Below are 25,303 nucleotides of genomic sequence, written 5' to 3' on the forward strand. Positions count from 1 at the left end.
GCGCCTCCCTTAGCCAAGACTCAGTTGCGTGCGCGTGAAGCGCCCGTAGACGAAATAGAGCACCGTGGTCGCCGCGAGCAGCAGCGCGCCGAGCGCGCAGGCCATGCCCCAGTTGATCGACACGTTGGTGAAGTACGCCACGTAGTAGCTGACCATCTGGTCGCCCGGGCCGCCGAGCAGCGCCGGCGTGATGTAGTAGCCGATCGAGAGAATGAACACGAGCAGCACGCCCGCGCCCACGCCGGGGTACGTCTGCGGCACATACACGCGCCAGAAGGCCGCGAACGGATGGCTGCCGAGCGACACGGCCGCGCGCTGGTAAGTCGGCGGAATCGACTTCATCACGCTGTAGAGCGGCAGCACCATGAACGGTAGCAGGATGTGCGTCATCGAAATGTAGACGCCCACGCGGTTGAACAGCAGCGCGAGCGGATGCGAAATGAGGCCCGAGCCAATCAGCGCCTTGTTGACGAGGCCCTCGCCCTGCAAGATCACGATCCACGCCGCCACGCGCACGAGAATCGACGTCCAGAACGGAATCAGCACGAGGATCATCACGAGATTCGCGCGGCGCTCGGAGAGCGTCGAGATCCAGTAAGCGAGCGGGTAACCGAGCAGCAGCGCGAACACCGTGACGAACACGCTGATGACGAAGGTGCGCGCGAACACGTCGAGATAGATCTGCTGCTCGGGATCGGCGGCCACGATGCGGCCGAACGCATCCTGACGATGATCGAGCGAGGCGAGCAGATAGAACGGCGAGATGCGCGAGCTGTTCTTCGCAATGGCTTGCCAGTAGGTCACGTCGCCCCAGCGGTCGTCGAGTTCGACGATCTTGGCGCGCGTTTGCGCGGGAGTGAGCGTAAGCGGTTTGCCGTCGTCGTCGGCGAGCGGCATGGCGCGCGCCGTCTTCGCGACGAGCGAGCGGAAGCCCGCGATTTCCACGTTCAGGCGGCGCGCCAGCGCGCCCATCGCATCACCTTCCTTTACGACGGTTAGGTCCTGCGCAAGCGCAGCGTAAGCCGCGTCGGGTGGCGCGCTCTTGCGGTCCCAGCCGCGCAGCGCCGCGATGGTATGCGGCAGCGCTGTCGCCACTTCGGGGTTCTGCACCGCACGCGTGAGCAGTGCCGCGATCGGCACCACGAAAATCAGCAGCAGAAAGATCGCGAGCGGCGCGATCAGCATGAGCGCCATCGTGCGCTTCTTCGCTTGCGCCACGCGCAGTTCGCGCTTCAGCCGCGCGGTCTCCTCGCGTGCCGCGCCGGCAACGTTGGTCACGGTCGTCATCGTAGTCACACCTGGTCTCCCCCTGCCATGCTACAAAACGCTCCGGCGCTCGCACGCCGGAGCGTCTAGTCCACCCTTACTTCGCGGCCCACGAGGAGAAACGCTGCTCCAGTTCGTCGCCGTGGTCGGTCCAGAACGTGAGGTTCTCCTGGATGGCGTTCTTGCCGTTGGCCGGCGAATTCGGCAGGTTGGCGAGCGTCTTCGCATCGAGCGCCTTGATCGCGTTCGCGTTCACCGGGCCATACGCGATGTGCTGCGCATACTCCTGCTGCGGTTTCGGCGAAAGCGTGTAAGCGATGTACTGCTCGGCCAGCGCCTTGTTCGGCGCGCCCTTCGGGATCGCCCAGTAGTCGAGGTCGTAGATGCTGCCGGTCCACACTACCTTGAGGTTCTTGCCTTCGCGCTGCGCGGCGTCGATACGGCCGTTGTACGCCGTGGACATCACCACGTCGCCCGCGACCAGGAACTGCGGTGGCTGCGCGCCGGCTTCCCACCACTGGATGTTCGGCTTCAGCTCATCGAGCTTCTTGAACGCGCGGTCCTGACCGGCCTTCGTCGAGAGCACCTTGTAGACGTCCTGCGGCGCCACGCCGTCGGCCATCAGGGCGAATTCCATGTTGTACCGTGCGCCCTTGCGCATGCCGCGCTTGCCCGGGAATTTCTTCACGTCCCAGAAGTCGGCCCAGTTCGTGGGCGCGGTCTTGAGCTTGTCGGCGTTATAGGCGAGCGCCGTGGACCACACGAAGAAGCCTGCGCCGCAGGGCTGCTGCGCGGCCTTCATGAAGTCGCCCTTGTTGCCGAGCTTGGCCCAGTCGAGCTTCTCGTAGAGACCTTCGTCGCAACCGCGCGCGATGTCGCCGGTTTCGACTTCCACCACGTCCCAGTCCACGTGCTTCGCGTCGACCATGGCCTTCACCTTGGCCTGCTCGCCGTTGTACTCGACGGCGGTGATCTTGTTGCCCGTCTGCGACTGGAACGGCTCGTTGAACGCCGCCTTCTGCGCATTGCCATTGGCGCCGCCAAAGTTCACGACGGTGAGCTCCGCGGCATCCGCCACGCCGAATGAGAGTGCGAGCGCGGCCGCGACCGCTGCAACGCGCATGTTGCCGATCTGCTTCATGGTTGAGTCCCTTCTCCTTGGTGGTTTGTCTTGCCGGGCCCTTCGATGCGAGAAACGTGGCCCGATCGTCGAGACGCCTGCTTCGCGAGGCGACGGCGCGCGAGATTGCGCGCCGCGCCCGCACGCCTCAAGCGAACACGCGCAGATGCTCCGGCGCGAATTCGAGTGCGACCGGCTGACCGGGCGCGAAACCGTCGAGCGCCTCGGTGCCGAGCGGCACCTTCACGAAGCACTCGTCCTGCTGGGGCAAGCCACAGCGCATGCGCACGTGGTCGCCGAAATAGATCAGGCCGCGCGCTTCGCCCGCCAGCGCGTTCGCACCGTTACCCCTCGAGCCGTTCGCGAGCTTCATGCGCTCGGGGCGAATGCAGGCGATGGCTGAGGCGCCCGCCTGCGCACCCGCCACATTGCGGCCCTTCAGGCGCGTGCCGTCGGCGAGATGCATTTCGCAGTACTCGCCATCCACGGCGGCAATGGTGCCGCGCAGCCGGTTGCTGTCGCCGATGAAGTTCGCCACGAACTCGTTGCACGGCGACTCGTAGAGCCGGTCCACGCTGTCAAGCTGCTGCACGATGCCCTTGTCGAACACCGCCACGCGGTCCGACATCGTGAGCGCCTCGCCCTGATCGTGCGTGACGTAGACGAATGTGACGCCAAGCTTCTCGTGCAGCGACTTCAGTTCGTACTGCATATGTTCACGCAACTGCTTGTCGAGTGCGCCGAGCGGTTCGTCCATCAGCACGAGCTTGGGCTGGAAGACGAGCGCGCGGGCAAGCGCGATGCGCTGCTGCTGGCCGCCCGAGAGCTGCGCGGGATAGCGCCTGGCGAAACCTTCCATGCGCACCATCTTGAGCGCGTCGTTCACGCGCTGCGCCCGCTCGGCGGTCGGCACCTTGCGCACGCCCAGCGGATAGGCCACGTTCTGCTCGACCGTGAGATGCGGGAAGAGCGCGTAGTTCTGGAACACCATGCCGATGTCGCGCTTGTGCGGCGGCACGTTGTTGAGCAGTTTGCCTTCGAGACGGATCTCGCCGCCGGTGGGAAACTCGAAGCCGGCGAGCATCATCAGGCAGGTGGTCTTGCCGGAGCCGGACGGCCCGAGCAGCGTCAGAAACTCTCCCTGGTAGATATCAAGGTCAAGTTGTTTGACGACCAGTGTTTCGCCGTCGTAGGTCTTGCGCACGCCGCGAAAGCTGACGATCACATCCGAGGTCTTCATTCGCCCTGTCTCCTTTGCTTGCTCTTTTCCCGGCCGGCCTTCTGACGCGATTAAATAAATACGTCACAGGCATTAACCGAACCTGACGTGCGAATTACTATAGATGGTCCCGGCTCTATTCAATGGAGCCATTTCATTATTATCGATGGAACCACTTGGCCATGGTCATCCTGTCCGAATGGCTCGCTGCGCAACTCGACAAGGAAAGCGCCGAGCCCGCCTACCGTCAGCTGCTCCAGCTCATGCAGCAGGCCATCCTGACGGGTCGGCTCGCGCCCGGCACCAAGCTGCCCAGCTCGCGCACGCTCGCGGTCGACCTCGGCGTGGCGCGCAACACCGTGCTGCACGTCTACGACCAGCTGAGCGCCGAGGGCTACGTGATCTCGACCACGGGCAGCGGCACCTATGTCGCCGACACGCGCCCCGACTCGGCCGCCGTGAGCACGCCGACGCCAGCGGCCGCCCCCGCCGACGAGGACGACGAGGAGAACGGCGCCTCCCCGCGCGGCGACATGTCGATGCGCGGCCAACGGCTCATCGACGAGGCGGGCGTGTCCGCCAGGCAGTGGGGCGCCTTCATGCCGGGCGTGCCCGACGTGGCCGAGTTTCCGGCGCGCACGTGGAGCCGCCTGCAGGCCCGCCTGTGGAAATCGGCGAATCATGGTTTGCTTACCTACGCTCCCGGCGGCGGCTACCGTCCGCTGCGGCGCGCGCTTTCGGACTACCTGCGCGTGGCACGCTCGGTGCGCTGCACGCCGGACCAGATCATCATCACTACGGGTATTCACCAATCCATCGATCTCGCTGTGAGGCTGCTCGCCGACCACGGCGACACGGCGTGGGTCGAAGAACCGTGCTACTGGGGCGCGCGCAGTGTGCTGCAGTCCTCGGGACTGAAGCTCGCACCGATTCCCGTCGACGACGAAGGGCTCAATCCGCGTGAGCAGGACCTGCGCGACCCGCCGCGCATCGCGCTCGTCACGCCTTCGCATCAATATCCGCTCGGCATGGTCATGAGCCTCGCGCGCCGCCGCACGCTGCTCGAATACGCGCGCCAGCACAAGGTGTGGATCATCGAGGACGACTACGACAGCGAGTTCCGCTACGGCAGCCGGCCGCTCGCCTCGTTGCAGGGTCTCGACGAATCGGACCGCGTGATCTACGTGGGCAGCCTTGGCAAGCTGCTGTTTCCCGGCCTGCGCATCGGCTACATGGTCGTGCCCGAGCGGCTCGCCGCCACATTCCGCACGGGCGTGGCGGAGCTGTATCGCGAAGGCCAGCTCATGCAGCAGGCCGTGCTCGCCGAGTTCATCATGGATGGCTATCTCACTTCGCACGTGCGCCGCATGCGCACGCTCTATGGCGAGCGGCGCCAGTTGCTGATCGACGCGGTCACGCGCCACTTCGGCGATGCGCTGCCCGTTATGGGCGACGAAGCGGGCCTGCACTTCGTGCTCGGCCTGCCCGACCATGCCGACGACCGCGCCGTCGCTGCGGCCGCCTACGACGCAGGCGTGATCGTGCGGCCGCTTGCGGCCTACTATAGCGTGCGCCAGGACCGCAAAGGATTGCTAACGGGTTATGCGTGCGTGCCGCACGAGGAGATCGCGCCGGCCTTTGCGACGCTCGCGCAGGTCATCGAGGAACACGCGTTCGCGAGCCCGAAAAAGCTGCGGCGCGCCGGTTAGACCGAAACGCGCCGCTGCATCGAATCGCCAAACCACGGCTTATTTCAGCCCGAAATCCACGCGCGTCGTCGCGCCCTTGTCGTCGATGCCCTTGGCGTCCAGCTTCGGCGCCACGATGAACACGCGGCTCGGATCGACCTTGCCTTCGAAGTACTGCTGCACCGCCTGCGCACGATCCTGAGCGAGATTGCGCAAGGTGGCGTCGTCAACGGGTGCGTGGTCGGCCAGCGCCTGCTTCATGTCGTCCACGGGCAGCGTCTTCGTGAGGCCGATCATGTTGTGCGGCTTCTTGAAGTCCGCATCCTTATAGGCCTTGGCGAGGTACTTCTCGTACTCCTTGTCGTCCACCTTGACCTGCGAGGTATCGACGCTCTCGCCGTTGCCCACCGTGTCCTTCACCTTCTGGAGCCGCACGAGGCGATCCACGTATTGCTCGCGCAGTGCGGGCGTGTCCACGGCCGGATCGACGCGGCCGATCAGATCGATCTTGATCGAAGGCTTGTCGTCGAGCGCCTTCACGATCGTGTCGAGCTTCTTCTGGTCGGCATCGGTGAGCGTTGCCGTGCCGGCCGCGAACTCGACATAGCCCAGGTCTTCGCCGCCACCCCCGAACGCATTGGCGAGCAGCGTGAACGGCGCGGTCACCGCCTTCGCGATGAGGTTGAGCACCGCCTTCCAGATCAGGCCGCCCAGGCTGAACTCAGGGTTGGAGAGCGAGCCTGACACCGGGATGTTCACATCGATTTCGCCCCTGCGGTTCTTGAGCAGCGAAATCGCGAGCCGCACCGGCAGCTTGGTGGCCGTGTCGTTGTCGATGTGATCGCCGAACGTGAGCTGGTCGATGAAGATATGGTTGTTCGCCGTGAGCTCGTCGTTCGCGAGCTGGTAGTGCAGATCGACGTTGAGCTTGCCCTTCGTGATCGGGTAGCCCGCGTACTTCGCCGAATACGGCGTGAGGTTCGTGAGCTCGATATCGTGCGCGCTGGCCGTGAGGTCGAGCGACGGCTTGTCGATGAGCGGATTCACCGTGCCCTTGATCGAGAGCGGACCGTTCGCCGCGAGCTTCGCGGAGACATCCACGGGCGCAGGCGTGGTCGACTGCGTGCCGAACGCGCCCACCGTGCCGTGGATCTGCACGAGATCGGCGGAGTAGTTCGGCTTGATGAAGTTGTCGGTATAGTTCACGCGGCCGTCCTGCAGCACGAGCTCACCGAAGTGCAGGCGCACGGGGTTCTTCGGCGGCTGCGCGGCCACGACCGTTGCCGGCGCGGAAGCCGACGCCGGTGCGGAAGCCGTCTGCACGGGCGCGCTCGCCGCCTGCGGCGTGAGCGGCACCGGCTCGCGCTCGCCAGGCTTGCCGCTCTTGTCCTGCGTGAGCGACTGCGCGGCGCCCGTTTGATGCGCGACTACGTCCTTGAGATTGAGCTTGCCTTGCGCGTCGAGCAGCACGCGGCCATAGAAGCCTGCGAACGTCACGCGGCTCGCGTCCACGTCGGTGCCGCGCGCGTCGTCGTAGTTCGCCTTCAGGTTCGTGAGCGCGAGCGAGCGCCAGCCCGCGAACGGGCCGGATGTGGCCTTGTCGAGCATGCGCACGTCCACGAGCGCCGCATCGCCGCGATAGTTCGCCTTGAGCGCCTTGCCCTGCTCCACAGAAAGTTGCCCGTTCATGTTGAGCAGCGCGCTCGCGATCACCGCGTTGAGCTGATTGCCGAAATAAGGCTCGAACGCGGCGGCGTCGAGCCGGTTCGCGTCGATTTTCAGCTGCGCCGTGAGCGGCGTCGGGTTGATCTTGCCGCTCAGCGCGAGTGTGCCCTTACGGTTGACGGTCGCCTTCAGGTCGATCGGCAGCGGGTGCCTCAGGTCGTCGCTGATCTGCTGGATCTTCAGGTCGAACGGCGTAATGGCGAGCTTTACCGGCCGCGGCGTCGAATTGTCCGTAAAGTTGATCGTGCCGTTGTTCAGCGTGAAAGCGTCGATCGTGTAGCGCCAGGCCGGCCCTTCCTGCACCGACTTCTGCGCGGCGCGAATCGCCGTGCGCTCGGGCACCGCCTGCTGCGTGGAGGCGAGTTGCGCCAGGTCGACCTTGCCGTCCTTCTGGCGCTCGGCGTTCACCACGAGGCCGGTCACGTCGACCGATGCAATCTGCGCCTTGCGCGCATTGAGGTCGATGCCGCTTACCTGCACCGTGCCGCGGTCGAGCGCGATGGCAGGCGCCTTCGCGCCGCGCGCAGCGAGCTTGAGCGATTCGAGGCCGAGCGTGCTCTGGCCGACCTGCACGACGGCAGGCTGCTGCGCCCAGTCGGCCTTGAGCGTGGACGCGAGATTGAGCCTGCCGTCCAGAATCTGCGCGCTGCTGAGGTTGTCGATATACGGCTGCGCTTGCGGCAGACCCACGCGCTCGAGCGCGATGTTGGCTTCGGCGTTCTTGCCCGCGAGGCTCACCGTGCCCGACGCCTTGATCGTGCCGCCGTCGGTCGCATTCGTCGCAAACGTGAACGGCGCGCCGGCTTTGTCAGTCGTCGAGAAGTTCGTAAGCGTGGTGGAAAGCTGCGTGAGTTCGACGTTCACCGGCCGCGCGGGCAGATCGTCGGCAATGTGCACGGTGCCGTTCGTGAGCGCGAACTGGCGGATCGAGACATCGAGCGGCGCGGGCTTCGCTTCCTCGGGCGCCGCCTGCGCGCTCTGGGCACCCGAGGCGCCCGAGGCCGGCGCGGCGCTCGCGGCCTTGTTCGCGGCCTCGTTCGCGGCCGGCGCGTTTTGCGCGGCCGGCGCGCCCATCAGCTTCTCGATGCTCAGCACGCCTTGCTTGTCACGTGCGACCCACATGGTGGGCGCGTCGAGATGGATGTCGTCGAAACGATAGACGTTGCTGAACGGTTCGAGCGAGGCTGCCCCCACGTGCAGACTGCGCGCGCCGAAGAACGGCGCATTGGCGTTGTCGGTCGAGTCGAAGTCGTTCAGGTCGGTCGTGCCCGCCACACGCAGCGTGGGCTTCTCGCCCGACATCACGAAATCGAGCTTGAGGTTGGTCGAGAGTTTGCCGCTCTTCACTGTGACAGGCAGCTTCGTCGGCGCGTAGGTGAGGAGCTTCGGCACATCGAGGTCGGTCAGGCGCACCTCCACTTCCGACTCGCGCGTCGCGGAAAAGGGCTTGGTTCTGCCGTCGATGGCAAGCGTGCTCGCCCCGTCGATGCGCGCGCGCAGCATCGGCTGAACGAAGATATCGGTCTTGGAAGGCAGCGTGGCGATGAACGGAATGCCGAGCGACCAGCGGTCGATCACGTGCTTTTCGTTGAGCAGGCGATCGTCGAAGGTGATCTGGCCGTTCTCGATGCGGATGTTTGAAACCGAAAACTGCGTCGGCTTGCTGCCGGGTTTCGAGGGCGTCGAGAACTTCTCGATGAGGTCCGAGAAGTTGAAGTGCTGCGCGTCGAGCCGCACGATCGTGGCGCGCGGCGAGTCGAGCCGCAGTTCGTCGACGATGGGAGCCGCGCGAAAGATCGACGACCACGACGCCTGCACGACGGCGCGCGAGACATCGAAGAAGTCGCCGTTGCCGCCGCGCTCGCCGATATGCACACGGTCCGCTTCGAGGCGCAGCGTGTACGGATTGAGCGCGATGCGGCCGATCGTGACCGGCCGGTCGAGCTGCTTGCTCAACTGCTGCTCGGCAACATGGCGAATGATCGGCGGCGCGGCAAAGAAGCCGACCAGACCGAACACAATCAGAAAGATGACGACACCCGTGAGGATGTGCCGGGTGCGGGGCGCACGCGCGACCGCGCGCACCGACTGCAAGGAAGAGTTGAGCGACGCTTTGTTGAGGCTTGCCATGCTTGCTTGCGGATGAGGCGGCAACAGGCCCGCCGCGGGATGTGGGTCTGATGTCGGAAATCCGGGGATGCCGACAGCCGGAAGTATAGGTCCGATAGAAGATCGGACGACGGGAAAACGCCGCCCGCGGCGCAGGTATTGCGCAACAAGAAGTAACAGCGCAAAGGCGATGGCCCGGCGATTGCGCAATGTGCGCCGCGCGTATTGCGCGATGCATGAAAACGCGGGCGGAAAAGCCGGGCGTGGCGCGCTCGAACGGGCTTATACGGCGCAAAAAAAAACGTTGGCGGGACCGTGCCCCGCCAACGCTTCGTTCAGGCCGGTTCAGCGATTACTGCCGCTCGACGGCGGGCGGCTGCCAGCTGCCGTCGGTCGCTTGCGGCTTCGCGGCGTAGAGGCGCATCACGAGCCGGAAGTCGCCATGCGGCGCCGGCACCCAGTTCGCGCCGCCGCGCGGCCGCTCGGCGCTCACCTGCACGTCGAGCGAGCCGTCGCGGTTGCGCCGTGCGCCGCTGCGGTCGCCGAACGCTACGCGCACGGGCGCGTCGGCGTCGAGCGCGCCGTCGGTGGTATAGGCCGTGATCGACCAGAAGCCGCGCACCGGCGGCAGCTGCTTCGCCGTGAAGTGAATCGTGTAGCGGTTCGCGCCGTTGAGCGCATGCCCGTCGCTGTCCTGGCTCACGCGGGCGCGCACTTCGTCGCGGGTCGTCGGCAGACCCGGCGACGTGTACGCCGCGTAGGCGCGCAGCGAGTAGTCGGGGCCGTAGTTGCCTGCGTCGTCGCCCACCCAGAGCCAGCCGTTGCCCGCCAGCAGGTTGGACGGCGGCGTCGCGGCGCGCGTGCGGCCATCGGCGAGACCCGCCTTGATGACCGCGGCGTCCTTCGCGCCCGAGGGCAACTGCGCCGGGTCGCCCGGGTGCACGCCAATGTCGCCGAGAATCTTGAGCGCGTGCGCGTCGTCTGCCGTGGGCGGGTTGTCTTCCAGCGCCAGGGCGAGCCGGTCGAAGAAACCGTGCGCGTCGAGCGCCGCGACCTGGGCGGACGGTGTGCCCGGCGCCACCGGATCGCCGCTCTGCGTGGCGCCGGTCGGCTCGTTGCCGCGGCCGCCGCGAGCGCCGGCCTTGCCGCGCGCGCCGCGCTCGTCCCACCCGGAAAGCGCTGTGACCTGCAGCCCGTGCTGCAGCCGCCGCACGGCCGCGATGTCGGCGCCGCCGCGTGTCTGGATGCGCGCGAGGAACCACACGTAGCGCGTCGACACGTCGACGCGCTTCACGCGCGCGGGCAGCGTGCCCTTCCAGCCGGCCGGAACAAATGCAATCGTTTGCGCTTTCAGTCCGCTGACACGTTCACCCGACTGCGCGCCGGCGGTCGACCAGACGACGTTCGTCCACATGTCGAGCGCGCGTGCGTCCATGTAGCGGCCGTGCGTGTCGGGCAGCGTGACGAGCACCGGCTCGCTCGATACGTCGAGCCAGCCGCTGGAAGTCAGCGTGTCGAGGTTGGGTTCGAGCGGGCTCGAGGCCCCGACGGGCGGCAGCGACTGCGCGTGGCGCAGCGTGTTCGGCGCGGCCTGGCCGGGCCCGCTGCCGGTGGCGGATTCGCGCGCCACGTCCATCAGCACGAGCGGATAGCCAAACACATAGGAGTCGGAGACTTCGTCCTTCATCCAGCCGTTGCTCTTCGGCGCAACGTCGCCCGGCGCCGAGGCGCATCCGGCAATGAGGGCAAGGCAGGCGAGCGCGGAGCAGCTACGGTACGTAGAGAATGCTCGATGTATTGTTGTCATTTGTTGGTTGTATTCGGTGCGGGCGGTCCATGAAGTGACGTCGACCGGCTGGCCACTCCGCGCGGCCCCCCCAGGGCCGTAGTGAAATGCACGCGGCAAGGCGCCAATGCCGCCGGTTGGTATCGTATCGCTCGCGCATGGGCCTGAAAAGACTGTGGCGTGGAATATTGCCTTACAGGCAGAGAGCTTGCGCTCAGGACTTCCCTCTGAAACGAAAGGGGCGTAGTGTCGCGCCCCTTGACCTTCCCATGATGGGAACGTAGATACTGCGTAACATCGATGACAGCCAGTGCTCGCACCCCATCATGAATGAACCCCTCGTAGCAGAACGCACCGATACCGCCGTGGCCGAACTCGAAGTCCACGGCATGACGTGCGCCTCGTGCGCCATGCGCGTCGAGAAAGCGCTTGCCAAGGTGCCGGGCGTCACGCGCGCCTCGGTCAACCTCGCCACGGAAAAGGCCACCGTCGAGGCCAGCGGCGGCGTCGCGCCCGCCGCGCTCGTCGCCGCCGTCGAAAAGGCCGGCTATGAAGCCGTGCCCGTCGCCACGGAAGCCACGACGCTCGCCATCGGCGGGATGACTTGCGCGTCGTGCGCGAACCGCGTCGAGAAGGCACTCGCGCGCGTGCCCGGCGTGGCTGGCGTAAGCGTGAACCTCGCCACCGAGCAGGCCACCGTCAACACCCGCTCGCCGCTCACGGGCGAATTGCAGGACCTGCTCGTCGCCGCCGTCAAAAAGGCCGGCTATGAAGCCACGCCACTCGCCGCCGACGAAGGCGCCGCCGCCCCGCAGAAAGGCGCCGCCGCCAGCGACGAAGCGCGCCGCGAATGGCGCGCCGTGCTGATTTCGGCCGTGCTCACGGCCCCGCTCGTGCTGCCGATGTTCGGCCACTGGCTCGGCCTCGACTGGATGCTGCCCGCCGCGGCACAGCTGGCGCTGGCGAGCGTCGTCCAGTTCGTGTTCGGCGCGCGCTTCTACCGCGCCGCGTGGAAGGCCGTGCGCGCCGGTGCGGGCAACATGGATCTGCTGGTCGCGCTCGGCACATCGGCCGCGTATGGCGTGAGCGTCTATGCGATGCTCGCGCACCCCGGCGACATGGCCCATCTGTATTTCGAGGCCTCGGCGGTGGTCATCACGCTGGTGCGCTTCGGCAAGTGGCTCGAAGCGCGCGCGAAGCGCCAGACCACCGACGCAATCCGCGCGCTCAATGCGCTGCGGCCCGATCGCGCGCGCATCCGCGTCGATGGCGCAAATGGCGCCAACGCAGAGGAGCGCGAAGTCCCGCTCGCCCAGGTTCGCGTGGGCACCGTGGTGGTCGTGCGCCCCGGCGAGCGTGTGCCCGTGGACGGGGTCGTGCTAGAAGGCCGCAGCCACATCGACGAATCGCTCATCACGGGCGAAAGCCTGCCCGTGCCGAAAGCGCCCGACGATCCCGTCACAGCCGGCTCGATCAACGGCGAAGGCGCGATCGCCGTGCGCACCACGGCCATCGGCGCGGAAACCACGCTTGCACGCATCATTCGCCTCGTGGAAAGCGCGCAGGCCGAAAAGGCGCCGATCCAGCGTCTCGTCGACCGCGTGAGCGCCGTGTTCGTGCCGGCGATTCTCGTGATCGCGGCCATCACGCTGGGCGGCTGGCTGTTCGCGGGCGCGAGCGCCGAAACGGCGATCCTCAACGCTGTAGCCGTGCTCGTGATCGCCTGCCCGTGCGCGCTCGGCCTCGCCACGCCCGCCGCGATCATGGCCGGGACCGGCGTGGCCGCGCGCCACGGCGTGCTCATCAAGGACGCCGAAGCATTGGAGACCGCCCACAACGTGAGCGTGGTCGCCTTCGACAAGACCGGCACGCTCACGCTCGGCCAGCCCTCGCTCACCGCGTTCGATGCGGCCGAAGGCCTCGAGCATGGCGAGGCGCTCGCGCTCGCCGCCGCCGTGCAGCGGCACAGCGATCACCCGCTCGCGAAGGCCGTGGTGCAGGCGTATGACGCCCAAGCCGAAGCCCAGGCGTCAGCCGCTTTGGCTGTCGCCGCCCATGCGCGCGCGGTGCCGGGGCGCGGCGTGGAGGCCGAAGTGAACGGCCGGCGCCTCGCCATCGGCAGCGGCCGCTGGCTCGACGAACTGGCGCTCGCCGTACCGCCCGCGCTCGCGGACCGCGCGCGTTCGCTCGAAGAGGCGGGCAATACGGTGTCGTGGCTCTTCGAGCCGCACGGCGGGGTGCTCGCCCTGCTCGCTTTCGGCGACACCGTGAAGCCCACGGCGCGCGAAGCCATTGCGAGCCTCGAGGCGATGGGCATCCGCAGCGTGCTCGTGACCGGCGACAACGCGGGCAGCGCGGCGGCCGTGGCCGCGCAGCTCGGTATCCGCGAAGTCCATGCGCAGGTGCTGCCCGACGACAAGGCGCGCACGATCCGCGACCTCAAGATCAGGAGCGGCGGTATCGTCGCGATGGCCGGCGACGGCATCAACGACGCGCCGGCGCTCGCCGCCGCCGACATCGGCATCGCCATGGCCACGGGCACCGACGTCGCCATGCACGCGGCAGGCATCACGCTGATGCGCGGCGACCCCGCGCTCGTTGCCGCCGCAATCGATATTTCGCGGCGCACGTGGCGCAAGATCCAGCAGAACCTGTTCTGGGCGTTCTTCTACAACCTGATCGGGATTCCGCTCGCCGCCTTCGGCCTGCTCAACCCCATGCTCGCGGGCGCGGCCATGGCGTTTTCCAGCGTGAGCGTCGTGACCAACGCGCTCTTGCTCAGAACGTGGCGAGCCCGCCGCTGACGGCCGCGCAGAGGATTGCACAGCGCGAGCGACGTATCGCGCGAAACATAACGAAAGGGCGCTTCATGCGCCCTTTCCTTGTGGCGACGTTATTTTGGGTTCCGAAATATCCCACAATCTGCACACCGAAAATGGCGTAATCCATCGGTAATCTTTACGCGATTGTAAGGTTTTTCGGTTCTAGCCCTAAAGGATCGCGCGCGCGCGCCGTAATGCGTCATGCCAGCGCCTCGAAGGCGCAGGTTCCTTCTTTACAAGCTCTTTCCGGAACCGAATCCATGCTTTCACGCTTATCAAGCCGCGCGAGTGTCGGCGTGCGCCTCGCCTTGCTATCGTGCGTGCTCGTCGCAGCCATATTTGCCGCCTTCACGTGGGCGATCACGCATTCGGCGGCGACGCAGGTCGGCCACCAGGTGCGCTCGCGCATTGCCGAAAAGGATCAGGCGGTCGCCTCGTCGATCTCGCTCATCAACGGCGCGCTCGAAACCGAAGTCGACCGTGCCATGCAGCTCTTCGAGAGCTTCCTGCCCGGCGCCTTCACGCTCGACCCCACGCAAACGGTCGACATTGCCGGCAAGGCCACGCCGGTCTTCAAGTCCGGCGATCACGTGCTGAATCTGGACTTCACGATCCCCGACCAGTTTCTCGCGCGCAGCGGCGAAATCGCCACCGTTTTCGCGCGCAGCGGCGACGACTTCGTGCGCGTGACCACGTCGCTCAAGAAGCAGGACGGCTCGCGCGCGATCGGCACGCTGCTCGACCGCAAGGGCCCGGCGTATGGCCCGGTGATGGCCAACCGCACCTTTACCGGCCTCGCCCAATTGTTCGGCAAGCAGTACATCACGCAGTACAAGCCGATTCTCGACGCCAGCGGCCACGTGATCGGCGCGCTGTTCGTCGGCGTGGATGTGGGCGCGCAGATCGATGCGCTCAAGAGCGAGATCGCCAAGCTCAAGATCGGCGAGAGCGGCTACTACTTCGTGATGGACGCTTCGAACGGCCCGACGCGCGGTACCTTCCTCGTCCACCCGCGCGCCGTCGGCAAACACTACGACGACGCCGACGCGCCTTGGTCGCGCATGCTCGAAACGCGCGAAGGCACGCTCGACTACACCTCCGCCGACTCGACGCGAGGTGAAGGCGACGCGCGCGCCAAGTTCGTCTCGTTCGTGAGCGTGCCGCAGTGGCAATGGCTCGTGGGCGGCGTCGCCGTGCGCGACGAAATCATGGCCGACGTGAACGCCACGCGCGACCGCTTCGCGGCCATCGGCCTCGTGCTGGTCGCGCTGTTCGCCGCGCTGTCGATCTACGCGGCGCGCCGCCTCGTGAGCCGGCCGCTCGACGCCGCCGCGCACGCCGCCGGCCAGCTCGCCGCGGGCGACCTCACGGTGCGCATCGGCAATGACAGCCGTAACGGCATCGGACAAGGCGATGCAGCGCACGCGCAAGGCACGGCGGGTGCCGACGAGATCGGCCGCCTCACGCGCGCCATCGACGGCATCGGCGTGGGCCTCGCGCAGATCGTCGCGCAGGTGCGCAGCGCCACCGCGCAGATGAGCGAGGACACCTCGCGCATCGCGCAAGGCAGCGGCGAGATCGCTTCGCGCATCGCGAGCCAGGCGAGCAGCCTGGAGGAGACGGCGGCGAGCATGGAAGAGCTCACGTCCACCGTGCAGCAGAATGCCGATCACGCGACGCGCGCCAACACTGTGGTGACGAGCGCAGCCGAAGCCGCGCTCGACGGCGGGCGCGCCGTGAGCCGCGTCGTGGAAACGATGAACGACATCAGCCGCGCATCGCAGAAGATTGCCGAGATCACGGGTGTGATCGACGGCATCGCGTTCCAGACCAACATCCTCGCGCTCAACGCGGCCGTGGAAGCCGCGCGTGCGGGCGAGCACGGCAAGGGCTTCGCGGTGGTCGCGAGCGAAGTGCGCGCGCTCGCGCAGCGCAGCGCGGCGGCCGCGAAGGAAATCTCGGCGCTGATCACCGAATCGTCGTCGACGGTCGAAACGGGCTACCGGATCGCCGGCGAAGCGAGCACGACCATGCGCGGCATCGTCGCGCGCGTGGATGAAGTGCGCTCGATCATCGGCGAGATCAGCGTGGCCTCTCGCGAACAATCGGGCGGTATCGAGCAGGTCAATATCGCGGTTTCGCAGATCGGCGCGGCGACGCAGCAGAGCGCCGCGCTGGTGGGCGACGCCGAGCGCGCCGCCGCCGCGCTCAACGATCATGCAGCGGCGCTCGCCGAACTCGTCTCCGTGTTCAAGGTGCGCGAGTAACGCACGCGTATGCTTCGGCGCGGTCTGTAACGCGGCTCAATGCGTTCGACCGCGCTCGAATAGATACCTGACCCCAATGCGCGCTGAGTCGGCGGAAATCGTTGAGCCCGGTTTCCACTGGATATGCTCGTTACCGAACACACCCCCCATCCCCAGGGCAGATACCCTTGCGAGCACAAGCGATAAGAAAATCGCAAGGGGAACGAGTCATGCAGGGTACCCAGCCGGGATCGAGATACGCCACGCTAGATGGCCTGCGCGGCGCTGCTGCGCTGCTTGTCGTCTTCGTACACTTTCCAATGCTGTGCCACGTGCGTGCCATCGAGCACGGCTATCTGGCGGTCGATCTCTTTTTCATCATGAGCGGCTTTGTCATTGGGAGTGCTTACGACTGTAAACTCGCGTCGGGCGCCTTGAGTTGCCGTCAATACACTCAGCTGCGACTGGTTCGCCTGTACCCGCTTTACGGCGCCGGCCTCGTGCTCGGTCTCGTTGCCATGGGGCTGCGTCTGCCCGTATCGAACTGGAGCGAGATCGCTTCGGCGCTGCCGGCAAGCGTGCTGATGCTGCCGTCACACGTCGGCTTGCCTACGTTCTATCCCGGGCCGACGGTCTGGAATTTTATTTACCCGCTCGACTTTCCGGCCTGGTCGCTGTTCTTCGAGTTGGTGGCGAGCCTTGCCTACGGTGTGTTCTTTCGCGATCTGACGACGCGCACGCTCGTCGCCATCATGTGCGTATCCGGCCTCTGTCTCGTGTACCTGGCCTGCACGTCCTCCATCAGCGGCGGAGTGGCCTGGGACACCTTCGATTCGGGCTTCGCCCGCCTTGGCTACGCCTTTCCCGCTGGCTTGCTGCTCTATCGATTCGGCCGCCCCGTGCGCGAGCGCAGACATCCTGCGGCGCTCGCGGTCATCGTGCTGGCGATCGCACTGCTCTGCATCCCCTGGCCAGCAGCGCATCAAAACGCGATCGATCTGTTTCTCTCGCTGGGGGTCCTTCCTGGAATCGTCTGGGTGGCGTCCCGCGTGGAGCCGCCGGCGCGCCTGCTGCCGCTTGTCGCCTTTTCCGGCCTCGTTTCCTACGGCATCTATGTTCTTCATGTGCCGCTCGGATTCATCGTTCAGGACCTCGTGTCGCGCATTCACACACTGAGCCATCCGTCTCGGGTCATCGCCGCCGTGCTCGTACCGGGCATCGTGCTGCTTGCGTGGGTCGCCAGTCGCTACTACGACGCGCCCGTGCGCCGGGCGCTGCTCACTCACCTGCGCGCCCGGCACGCGGCGCGCCCTGTCGCTACCGGCGCGGGAGAAGCGCGCGCGACTCGCTGAGCCGGCCGCGCGACGCCCCGCTCATTGCCCCTGCTGCGGCTGGGCCACGGGCGGCGTGTAGCTCGCGCTCGCGCCCGGCGTGTCAGGGTCCGCCTCGTCGGGCGTCGGGGTCGGTGCGAGCGCCGGCGCCTGCGCCGGATACGAAGGCTGCGGGGCCTGCGCCGCCGGCGCGCTCGACGGCCCGATGATCGGTGGCAGGCCCATGATGGCGCGCGCGGCGGATTCGGCGGCCGCCGCCGAAGCAGCAGACGGCGCCGATGCCTCCGCTGGCACCGATGCGCCCGCCTCGGAAGCCGCAGCCGGCACGGATGCAGGTGCCGGCGCGCTCACGCGCGGCGGCGGCGCATGCCGCACCGGCGGGGCGGGAGGCGGCGCTTCGTGCTTGCCGAACAGTTTGTCCATCCACGCCCGCAGGTTCTCGCGGAAGGTTTCGAACGCGCCCGGCGTCACCTCGGTGTTGAAGCGCGCACGCGGATCGACGAGGCGCGAGCGCAGCGCACGCTGAAAGAAGTCGCCGACGATCGGCAGTGCGCTGCGTGCGCCCTGCCCCCAGTAGTCGTCAAGCGTCACGCGGCCGTCGTCGAAGCCCACCCACGCGCCCGCCACGAGTTGCGGGTCCATCAGGATGAACCAGCCGTCCGTGTTGCCCTGGGTCGTGCCGGTCTTGCCTGCCACGTCGCCGCGTATGCCGAAGCGCGTGCGGATGGCCGAGCCCGTGCCGCGGTTCACGACGTCGCGCATCGTGTCGAGCAGCGTGCGGTCCGCCTCTGCCGAAAGCGCCCGCTCGGGCGAAGCGCTCTCGAACTGCGCGAGCACGTTGCCCTTGTGGTCCTCGATACTCGTGACCATGCGCGGTTCGAGGTACTCGCCGTCGTTGGCGATGGTGCTGTACGCGGAGACCATCTCCTTCAACGTGACCGGGCTCGTGCCGAGCGCGAGCGACGGCACCGGGGCGAGCTGGCTGTCGCGCACGCCCATCGCGCGCGCGAGCCGCGCGACCTTGTCCGGGCCCACCGTCTGCATGAGCTGCGCGGTGATGCGGTTGCGCGAGAACGCGATCGCGTCGCGCAGCGTCATCGGACGATTGCTCGGCGGCACGTCGTCGGTCGGCTTCCAGATTTCGCCTCCCGCCAGCGGGATTTCCACCGGCTGATCGATGAACGTGTCGCTCGGCTTTGCGCCCGCCGCGTAGGCCGCGCCGTATACGAACGGCTTGAACGTCGAGCCCGGCTGACGGCGTGCCTGCTGCACGTGGTCGAACGGTTCGTCGGTAAAGTCGCGGCTGCCCACCCACGCCTTGATCTGCCCGTTGCGCGGGTCGATGGCGAGGAAGCCCGCCTCCACCGCGGTCTTGCTCTTGCAGAGGTTGCGCATGAAGGTGCGGTCGCCAGCGAGCCGCTTGAGCGCGTCGGCGTCGTTCGCACCGGCGTCGCGTGCGCTCTTGTAGTCCTGCGTTTCGCGCATGAAGGTCGCGAACAGGTCGTTGCCGGCCACGCAGCCGTTGCGTCCGCTCCATGCGCCGTTGGCGATGCCCTGGAGCTGGTTCGTGTGCTGGCGCAGCGCGGCGGTGGCCATTTGCTGGAGGCGCGAATCGATCGTGGTGCGCACCACGAGGCCATCCGAATAGATGTTGTAGTCGTTGCGGTCGGCCCACGAAATCAGCCACTTGCGCAGTTGCAGCGCAAAGTGCGGCGCGGGGCCGGGCGGCTCGGTCTGACGCTCGAAGTCGAGGCGCAGCGGCTTCTTCGAAAGCGTGGCGTACTGCGCCTCGCTGAGCTTGCCGTACTTCACCATCTGGCCGAGCACGGTGTTGCGCCGCGCGAGCGCGCGCTCGGGGTTGATCACCGGGTTGTAGTAGGCGTTGCCCTTGAGCATGCCGGTGAGCGTCGCGGCTTGCAGGATGTCGAGCTGATCCGCCGAAACGCCGAAGTAGGTGCGCGCCGCCATCTCGATGCCATAGGCGTTGTAGAGGAACGGCACCGTGTTCAGATACGTCTCGAGAATCTGCTGCTTGCTGTACACCGCCTCGATCTTGAACGCCGTGATCGCTTCCTTGATCTTGCGCGTGAGCGTGGGCGCGCGGCCGATTTCATCGGGATAGAGATTGCGCGCGAGCTGCTGCGTAATGGTCGAGCCGCCCTGGCGCTCGCCCGAGAACGTGTGCAGCGCCGCGCCCGCCGTGCGCTTGAAGTCGATGCCGTGGTGCTCGTAGAAGCGGTGATCCTCGGTGGAAATCAGCGCATCGACCATGTGCGGCGAGATCTGTGCGAGCGGCACCCATTCGCGATTCGAGGGCTTGAACTCGGCGAGCACCTTGCCGTCGGCGGACAGAATCTGGGCCGGTTCGTCCACCCGCGCCTTGCGGATGTCGCCAATGCCCGGCGTGAACGGAATCAGCACGAGCACGTAGAGCACGACGAGCGCCGGCAACGCGCCAATCGTCATGAGCACACCGCGCCGCGTGGGATGCCGCACATGGTGGAGCGCACGCGCGAATGCGGGACGGACAAACCCGCCCAGCCGCGCGGCGGCAGGCCTCAGGCGGGACAACGACATCGCGATTCGATCGCGGATCAACGGTACGTAACGCTTCACGCGGCAGGTAGGGTCGGCTGGCAAAGCGTGAATCGTACCAAACTCGCAAGGCCGCTCCTGCTTCGGGCCGGGCGCAAGCCAAGGATCGCCCAAGTCGATGCCCGAGTCGATTTATGACAGAGAGATGAAATCATCCTTCCAGATCGAGGAAGAATCCTCTCCAGTCACAGCCGGTTTTTCCGGCGCCTTTCCCTCCCTACACTCCTGTCGCTGTTGCAAACCCGCTTTTGCATACGCCGCGAAACAACAACGCTACAGGAACCTCGAATGAAGAACACCCTCTCGCTCACCACCGCTGCCGCCGTGATCGGCGCCCTCGGCACGCTCGCCGCGCCCGCCGTCCACGCGCAAAGCTCGGTCACGCTCTACGGCCTGATCGACGCCGGCATCATGTACACGAACAACGTCGCGAGCGGCAAGTCGGGCGGCGCGCTCTGGCAGGCAACGAGCGGCAACGTGAACGGCAGCCGCTTCGGCGTGCGCGGCAGCGAGGACCTGGGCGGCGGCCTGCATGCGGTCTTCGTGCTCGAAAACGGCTTCAACGTGCAGAACGGCAAGCTCGGCCAGGACGGCCGCATGTTCGGCCGTCAGGCCTACGTGGGCCTCGCGAGCGACCAGTTCGGCTCGCTCACGCTCGGCCGCCAGTACGACTCGCTCGTCGACTTCGTCGCGCCGCTCTCGGCCACGGCGGGCACCTTCGGCGATACGGGCTTCGCGCATCCGTTCGACAACGACAACCTGAACCACTCGCTGCGCATGAGCAACGCCGTCAAGTTCACGAGCAACACGTATAGCGGCCTGAAATTCGGCGCGTTGTACGCGTTCTCGAACCAGACCGACTTTGCCGTGAACCGCGCCTACAGCTTCGGCGCCAGCTACACCAACGGGCCGCTCGCCATCGCGGCCGGTTATCTGCAGCTGAACGGCACCCAGGGCGCAACGGCAAGCAGCCCGGGCGCGGTGGATCTCGCGGAATCGACGGCCAACGGCAAGGGCGGCTTCGCGCTCGGCGCCGACCGCCTGCGTTCGTTCGGCGGCGGTATCAACTACACGTTCGGGCCGGCGACGGCGGGCTTCGTCTTCACGCGCAGCGAGTATGCGGGCACCAGCTCGTTCGGCTCGCAGGGCGGCGACATGAGCTTCAACAACTACGAAGTGAACGGGAAGTATCAGTTGAACCCCGCGTGGAGTCTCGGTCTCGCCTACACCTTCACGGACGGCCACGTGAGCAACACGACGACCTACGGCGCCGATCCGAAATGGAACCAGGTGGACGCACAGGTCGTGTACCGCCTCTCGAAGCGCACCGACCTCTACGGCGAGGCCATGTACCAGCACGCCTCGGGACACAACTATGTGGCGTTCATCAACACGGCGGGCGGCGCGTCGACGACGGCCAATCAAGTGGTGGGCACGGTGGGGTTGCGCGCCCGCTTCTGATCGCGCTTCTCGTCACAACACGAGCGAAAGCGCGATCGACACCCACACGGCAGCCGCGCCGCAGAGAAAGGCGCGGCGCGCCATCAGAAAGCGCGACTCGTCGTTGGGCTTCGCGGGCGAGGTGGCGAGCCAGGGCACGCTGCCGAGGCACGCGAAGCCCGCGAGCGCGATGCCGACGACCACCCGGTCGCCGATGCGCCAGGCCGACGGCTCGTGCAGCCCCCAGTAGCCCAGTGCGATCAAGCCGATCGAAAACATCGTCGAGGCGGCAGAACTGAGCGCCACCACCGATCCCGTCGGAGATTGCATGGATTGCCTCCCTGCGCGCTTCGCGCTGTCGGGCCATTATCGGCGGGCGGGCAGCACGCGGCAACGCCGCGCCCCGTTCATCCGGAAGCGCACGCCCGCAGCGGCTTACGCGCTCGGCCGCACCATCTGGAACATCTCGCCGATCTGCGCATAGTCGGCGCGATAGCCCGCGCGCATCACGGGCTGGGCCGCTTGCGTATCGAACAGGCCGTCCTTCAGGAATTCCTCGCGAATGTGCACACCCACCACCTGCCCCAGCGCGAGCCAGTTGTCCATGGGCGCGCCGTCCAGCGTGTTGAGCCGCACGACCTTCAGCAGCTTGCATTCGAGCGCGGCAGGCGACTCGGCCACATGCGGCACCGCCACGCTGCGGCCCGGCGCGGCCGTGAGGCCCGCGAGCGCGAATTCGTCGACGTCGGCGGCGACCGGCGCGGAGGTGCGGTTCATCTGCGGCGCCAGCGCCTTCGACGTGAGATTCCAGACGAACTCACCGGTCTCTTCGATGTTGCTGATGCTGTCCTTGCGGCCTTCGCTGCAGAACCCGATGATCGGCGGAAACGTGGCGAACGCGCCGAAGAAGCTGTAGGGCGCGAGATTGAGCGCGCCGCTTTTTGCGCGGCTGGAAATCCAGCCGATCACGCGCGGCGCGACGATCGCCTTGAATGGATCGTGCGGCAGGCCATGGCCCTGGGCGGGGTCGTAGAAGTAGGTATTGGACATGATGAGGCTTGGCGATTTCGAAGCGGCACCACTATGACACGAGCCGCGCGCGGCTGCCGACAAGCCAGTGGCTTGCAGCCGCCCCAAAACGCAGCAAGGCCGGCTCTCTTGCGAGAGCCGGCCTTGCTGAAGACCTGGCGGTCTGACCGGAGAAACGCGTTGGACGGCGCGCGCCGCCCGAAGCGTTTCAGCTTCGATCAGTCACGCGGCATGCCAAACGGCATGTAGTGCGAACGGCGAACGCGCTCGGCTTCGCGGTGGCGCGCTTCGTACGAGTATTCCGAATCCATCGGCAGATACGGCGACGCGAAGAGGTCGCTTACCTTTTGGAACAGGGCAAAGATGAAGCTCATGGCGACTCCCAGTTAGGCTGCGGTTCAGGGTTTTCCCTAAGACAGAACGAATTATAGGGTTTTCCCTAGGGCAACGCTAGTGCAGCGCAGCAAAAAAACTGCGACGCGCCGTCGCACGGGGTCGAGCGCAATCGATGCGTTGCAGCAATACAACGCATCGAGATTTCAGGTACAGGGGCAGGATCGCGGGGCGAAGCCGGTCAGCGCGTGGCTTTCTGGGCGCTTTTCGCGTGAGGCGTACGTGTGGAATGGGCCGCTGCGCGGTGCGCGGGCGCGGGCGAGGCCTTGGCGGACACCGCTCTGGACGACACACGTGCGGGCGGCGGCGCCGGGGTTTCCGCGGCGGTGGCCGCAGCAGCCGCGGCGGCGGCGGTTTGCGCGGCCATGCGCTGCGACAGGTCGTCGAGCGTGGACTGCTGCTTCAGGATGAATTGCTCGAGGCGCGCCTCGTCGGCGCGGGATTCGTTTGCGAGGCTGTCGAGCCGCACCGACTGAGCGATCCCGAACCCGACCGATGCGAGCACCGCCACCGACGCGGCGGTAAGCACCCACTTTTGTTGCCGCGACGAGGCGACCGCCATACGGCGCTGCTCGGCGAGCGCGCCCTGGAGCGCGTCGAGGCGCTGCGTCAGCGCGTCCGGCTCGGGGGCCGCGTGAGCCGCTTCGGACGCGAACCCAATGGGCTCCACACGCTCGGCAGGGCCGGCGGCAGACGACGGCTCGGCGACAAAGGCTGCGGGAGCCGGTTCCTGCACCACTCCAATGCCCGGCTCCACCGCTTCGGCCACGGCAGGAGCAGCAACTCGTTTCGCCCGCGGCGCGCGGCGCGCAGTCGTTGCAGCCGCAACAGGGCTCGTCGCGCCAGCTTCGTCGACGGGCATTGTCACCGCTTGAGCCGACTCCGGGCTTTCGAAGCCGCTCAGCGTGCCCTGACGCACGGCGGCATCCGCTTCGGCAACGGCCGCGAGCCCGTCGACGGCAAGCGCGTGCGGAGCATCGGATTCGACAGCAAGCGGGGATTCAGTCACGTCGGACGGCGCGGACGTCGCGTGGGGCTGCCACGGCGCGTTGCGTTCGGGATGCGAAGAGCTCAAGGATGCGGTATCTGCGTAATCAGCCATGTGTCAGCGATGCGGTTCGCGTCGCGCGCCGGCCGGTCACGGCCGCTTGGCGACGTCCTCGTGTTCTGGTTCGAACGCGCATTGTCGCATGCCGGAACGCACGGCCAAGGGCTCTTCCCCGACTTACCCAGCCGGCATCGACCGACACCCCGCGCAGGTCAGCCAGGTGCGCAGTCGTGGGCGAGCGTGCTGCGCCGCCTGGAATGTCCCGCGCAGTTTGCGAATGCGTACAATCGCCGGCATTGCTCTTTCGATGCGACGCGCTTCGCCGCAACTTTTCGCCATGAACACACCTACGAGCGCAGCCAGCCTGCGCGAGCATTTCGACCGCGTCGTCCTGCCGATGTGGCGCGGCCCCGGCTTCAATGCCGAACTGCGCCTGCCCTACGAGGCGCTCGATGCGGCCGGCGCGACCCCGCTGCCCGTCACGCGCTACCGCGCGATGGCGTGTGCCCGCCAGCTCTTCGTTTTCTCCCAGGCCGGCGACGCCGCGCACGCGCAAACGCTCTTCGAAACGCTGCGCCACACATATCGGGACCCGCAGCACGGCGGATGGTTCTATAGCGTCGACGCAGCCGGCGCGCCGCTCGACACCACCAAGGACCTCTACACGCACGCCTTCGTGGTGTTCGCCACTGCGGCCTACGGCCAGCGCTTCGGCGCGACCGAGGCGCTCGACGTCGCGCGCGAAACGTCCTCGCTGATCGTCGACCGCTTCGCGGCCCGCGACGGCCTGCTCAACGCGGCGCTCGACGCGTCCTTCGCGAGCGTTACCGGCGGCCCGCTGCAGAATCCGCTCATGCACCTCACCGAGGCCTGGCTCGCGGCGAGCGAGGCGACCGGCGACAGCGCGTTCGACACGGCGATCACGCGGCTCGTCGAGGCCCTCGCGCGCGGCTTCCTGCACGCGCCGACGGGCTGCATCGCCGAATTGCCGGTCGGCGCGGCAGACAACCGCCTCGAGCCCGGTCATCAGTTCGAATGGTTCTGGCTGGCTTCGCGTGCGGGCGCCCGGTTGGGCGCGTCGGGACTGGACGAAGCGCTCGCGCGCGCCTTCGTCTTTGCACAGAAGCACGGCGTCGACCCGGAAACGGGCGCCGTGGCGGCCGCGCTCGACGAGCAGGGCCGGGTGATCGATGCTACGCAGCGTATCTGGGCGCAAACGGAATACTTGCGCGCGCTCGCCACGCACGGCGACGCCGCGATGCGCGCCGCGCTCGCGCCGCAGATCGGCCGCTTCGCGCCGCGCTTTCTCACGCCGCAGGGCTGGGTGGAATGCCGTAGCGCAAACGGCGACGTGGCGCGCGCGGACATGCCGTCCACGACGCCGTATCACCTCTTGACGGCCTATCAGGGCATGGGCGTTTGAGGCACAACCATGCGAAACGCCGAGGCAGACGGGCGCAAGCCCGCCGCCAAGGCGCCCAGACCG

The 25,303-nt window shown here is 67.0% G+C and carries 16 protein-coding genes; 6 read left to right on the plus strand and 10 right to left on the minus strand.

Annotation, left to right across the window (positions count from 1 at the left end; translation table 11 throughout):
* Positions 1-9: 9 nt before the first annotated feature.
* The 3 genes from BFD71_RS00910 to BFD71_RS00920 form a co-directional block, all read right to left on the minus strand.
* Positions 10-1,287, minus strand: coding sequence for an ABC transporter permease (locus tag BFD71_RS00910; RefSeq protein ID WP_069261409.1), 1,278 nt, complete (start codon positions 1,285-1,287; stop codon positions 10-12).
* Positions 1,288-1,363: 76 nt separating this feature from the next.
* Positions 1,364-2,389 (minus strand): ABC transporter substrate-binding protein, encoded by a 1,026-nt coding sequence (locus BFD71_RS00915; RefSeq protein ID WP_256094467.1) that lies wholly within the window; start codon positions 2,387-2,389, stop codon positions 1,364-1,366.
* Positions 2,390-2,534: 145 nt separating this feature from the next.
* Positions 2,535-3,626 (minus strand): ABC transporter ATP-binding protein, encoded by a 1,092-nt coding sequence (locus BFD71_RS00920; RefSeq protein WP_069261411.1) that lies wholly within the window; start codon positions 3,624-3,626, stop codon positions 2,535-2,537.
* 155 nt (positions 3,627-3,781) lie between these two features.
* Between BFD71_RS00920 and pdxR the strand changes: the two genes are divergently transcribed.
* Positions 3,782-5,314 (plus strand): MocR-like pyridoxine biosynthesis transcription factor PdxR, encoded by a 1,533-nt coding sequence (gene pdxR, locus BFD71_RS00925; protein ID WP_141710535.1) that lies wholly within the window; start codon positions 3,782-3,784, stop codon positions 5,312-5,314.
* 39 nt (positions 5,315-5,353) lie between these two features.
* Here the strand turns inward: pdxR and BFD71_RS00930 are convergent, their stop codons facing one another.
* Both BFD71_RS00930 and BFD71_RS00935 read right to left on the minus strand, forming a co-directional pair.
* Positions 5,354-9,148: a DUF748 domain-containing protein gene (locus tag BFD71_RS00930; RefSeq protein WP_069261413.1), complete on the minus strand. Its 3,795-nt coding sequence runs from the start codon at positions 9,146-9,148 to the stop codon at positions 5,354-5,356.
* Between the two features lie 331 nt (positions 9,149-9,479).
* Entirely contained in the window at positions 9,480-10,934 is a 1,455-nt protein-coding gene (locus BFD71_RS00935) for a DUF1254 domain-containing protein (RefSeq protein WP_069261414.1), read from the minus strand.
* Positions 10,935-11,239: 305 nt separating this feature from the next.
* Between BFD71_RS00935 and BFD71_RS00940 the strand changes: the two genes are divergently transcribed.
* The 3 genes from BFD71_RS00940 to BFD71_RS00950 all read left to right on the plus strand — a co-directional run bounded on the left by BFD71_RS00940 (position 11,240) and on the right by BFD71_RS00950 (position 17,333).
* The gene (locus tag BFD71_RS00940) at positions 11,240-13,717 is read left to right on the plus strand and encodes a heavy metal translocating P-type ATPase (protein ID WP_069261415.1); all 2,478 of its coding nucleotides are present in this window, start codon (positions 11,240-11,242) and stop codon (positions 13,715-13,717) included.
* Positions 13,718-13,995: 278 nt separating this feature from the next.
* Positions 13,996-16,002, plus strand: coding sequence for a methyl-accepting chemotaxis protein (locus tag BFD71_RS00945; protein ID WP_069261416.1), 2,007 nt, complete (start codon positions 13,996-13,998; stop codon positions 16,000-16,002).
* 209 nt (positions 16,003-16,211) lie between these two features.
* Entirely contained in the window at positions 16,212-17,333 is a 1,122-nt protein-coding gene (locus tag BFD71_RS00950; RefSeq protein WP_069261417.1) for an acyltransferase family protein, read from the plus strand.
* Positions 17,334-17,354: 21 nt separating this feature from the next.
* Here BFD71_RS00950 and BFD71_RS00955 read toward each other — a convergent pair whose 3' ends face one another.
* Positions 17,355-19,889, minus strand: a complete 2,535-nt coding sequence (locus BFD71_RS00955; RefSeq protein WP_083244980.1) for a penicillin-binding protein 1A — start codon at positions 19,887-19,889, stop codon at positions 17,355-17,357.
* Positions 19,890-20,195: 306 nt separating this feature from the next.
* Between BFD71_RS00955 and BFD71_RS00960 the strand changes: the two genes are divergently transcribed.
* Positions 20,196-21,368, plus strand: coding sequence for a porin (locus BFD71_RS00960; RefSeq protein ID WP_069261418.1), 1,173 nt, complete (start codon positions 20,196-20,198; stop codon positions 21,366-21,368).
* 12 nt (positions 21,369-21,380) lie between these two features.
* Here BFD71_RS00960 and BFD71_RS00965 read toward each other — a convergent pair whose 3' ends face one another.
* The 4 genes from BFD71_RS00965 to BFD71_RS00975 form a co-directional block, all read right to left on the minus strand.
* The gene (locus tag BFD71_RS00965; RefSeq protein ID WP_028202877.1) at positions 21,381-21,677 is read right to left on the minus strand and encodes a hypothetical protein; all 297 of its coding nucleotides are present in this window, start codon (positions 21,675-21,677) and stop codon (positions 21,381-21,383) included.
* 105 nt (positions 21,678-21,782) lie between these two features.
* Positions 21,783-22,397, minus strand: coding sequence for a flavin reductase family protein (locus tag BFD71_RS00970; protein WP_069261419.1), 615 nt, complete (start codon positions 22,395-22,397; stop codon positions 21,783-21,785).
* A gap of 197 nt (positions 22,398-22,594) precedes the next feature.
* The gene (locus BFD71_RS41245; RefSeq protein ID WP_165822904.1) at positions 22,595-22,750 is read right to left on the minus strand and encodes a hypothetical protein; all 156 of its coding nucleotides are present in this window, start codon (positions 22,748-22,750) and stop codon (positions 22,595-22,597) included.
* 200 nt (positions 22,751-22,950) lie between these two features.
* Entirely contained in the window at positions 22,951-23,778 is an 828-nt protein-coding gene (locus BFD71_RS00975; protein WP_141710536.1) for a hypothetical protein, read from the minus strand.
* 376 nt (positions 23,779-24,154) lie between these two features.
* Here BFD71_RS00975 and BFD71_RS00980 point away from each other — a divergent pair, with 376 nt between their 5' ends.
* Positions 24,155-25,240, plus strand: a complete 1,086-nt coding sequence (locus tag BFD71_RS00980; protein WP_069261844.1) for an AGE family epimerase/isomerase — start codon at positions 24,155-24,157, stop codon at positions 25,238-25,240.
* Positions 25,241-25,303: the final 63 nt, after the last annotated feature.

It is taken from the genome of Paraburkholderia nodosa (assembly GCF_001718195.1).
Taxonomy (GTDB): Bacteria; Pseudomonadota; Gammaproteobacteria; order Burkholderiales; family Burkholderiaceae; genus Paraburkholderia; species Paraburkholderia nodosa_A.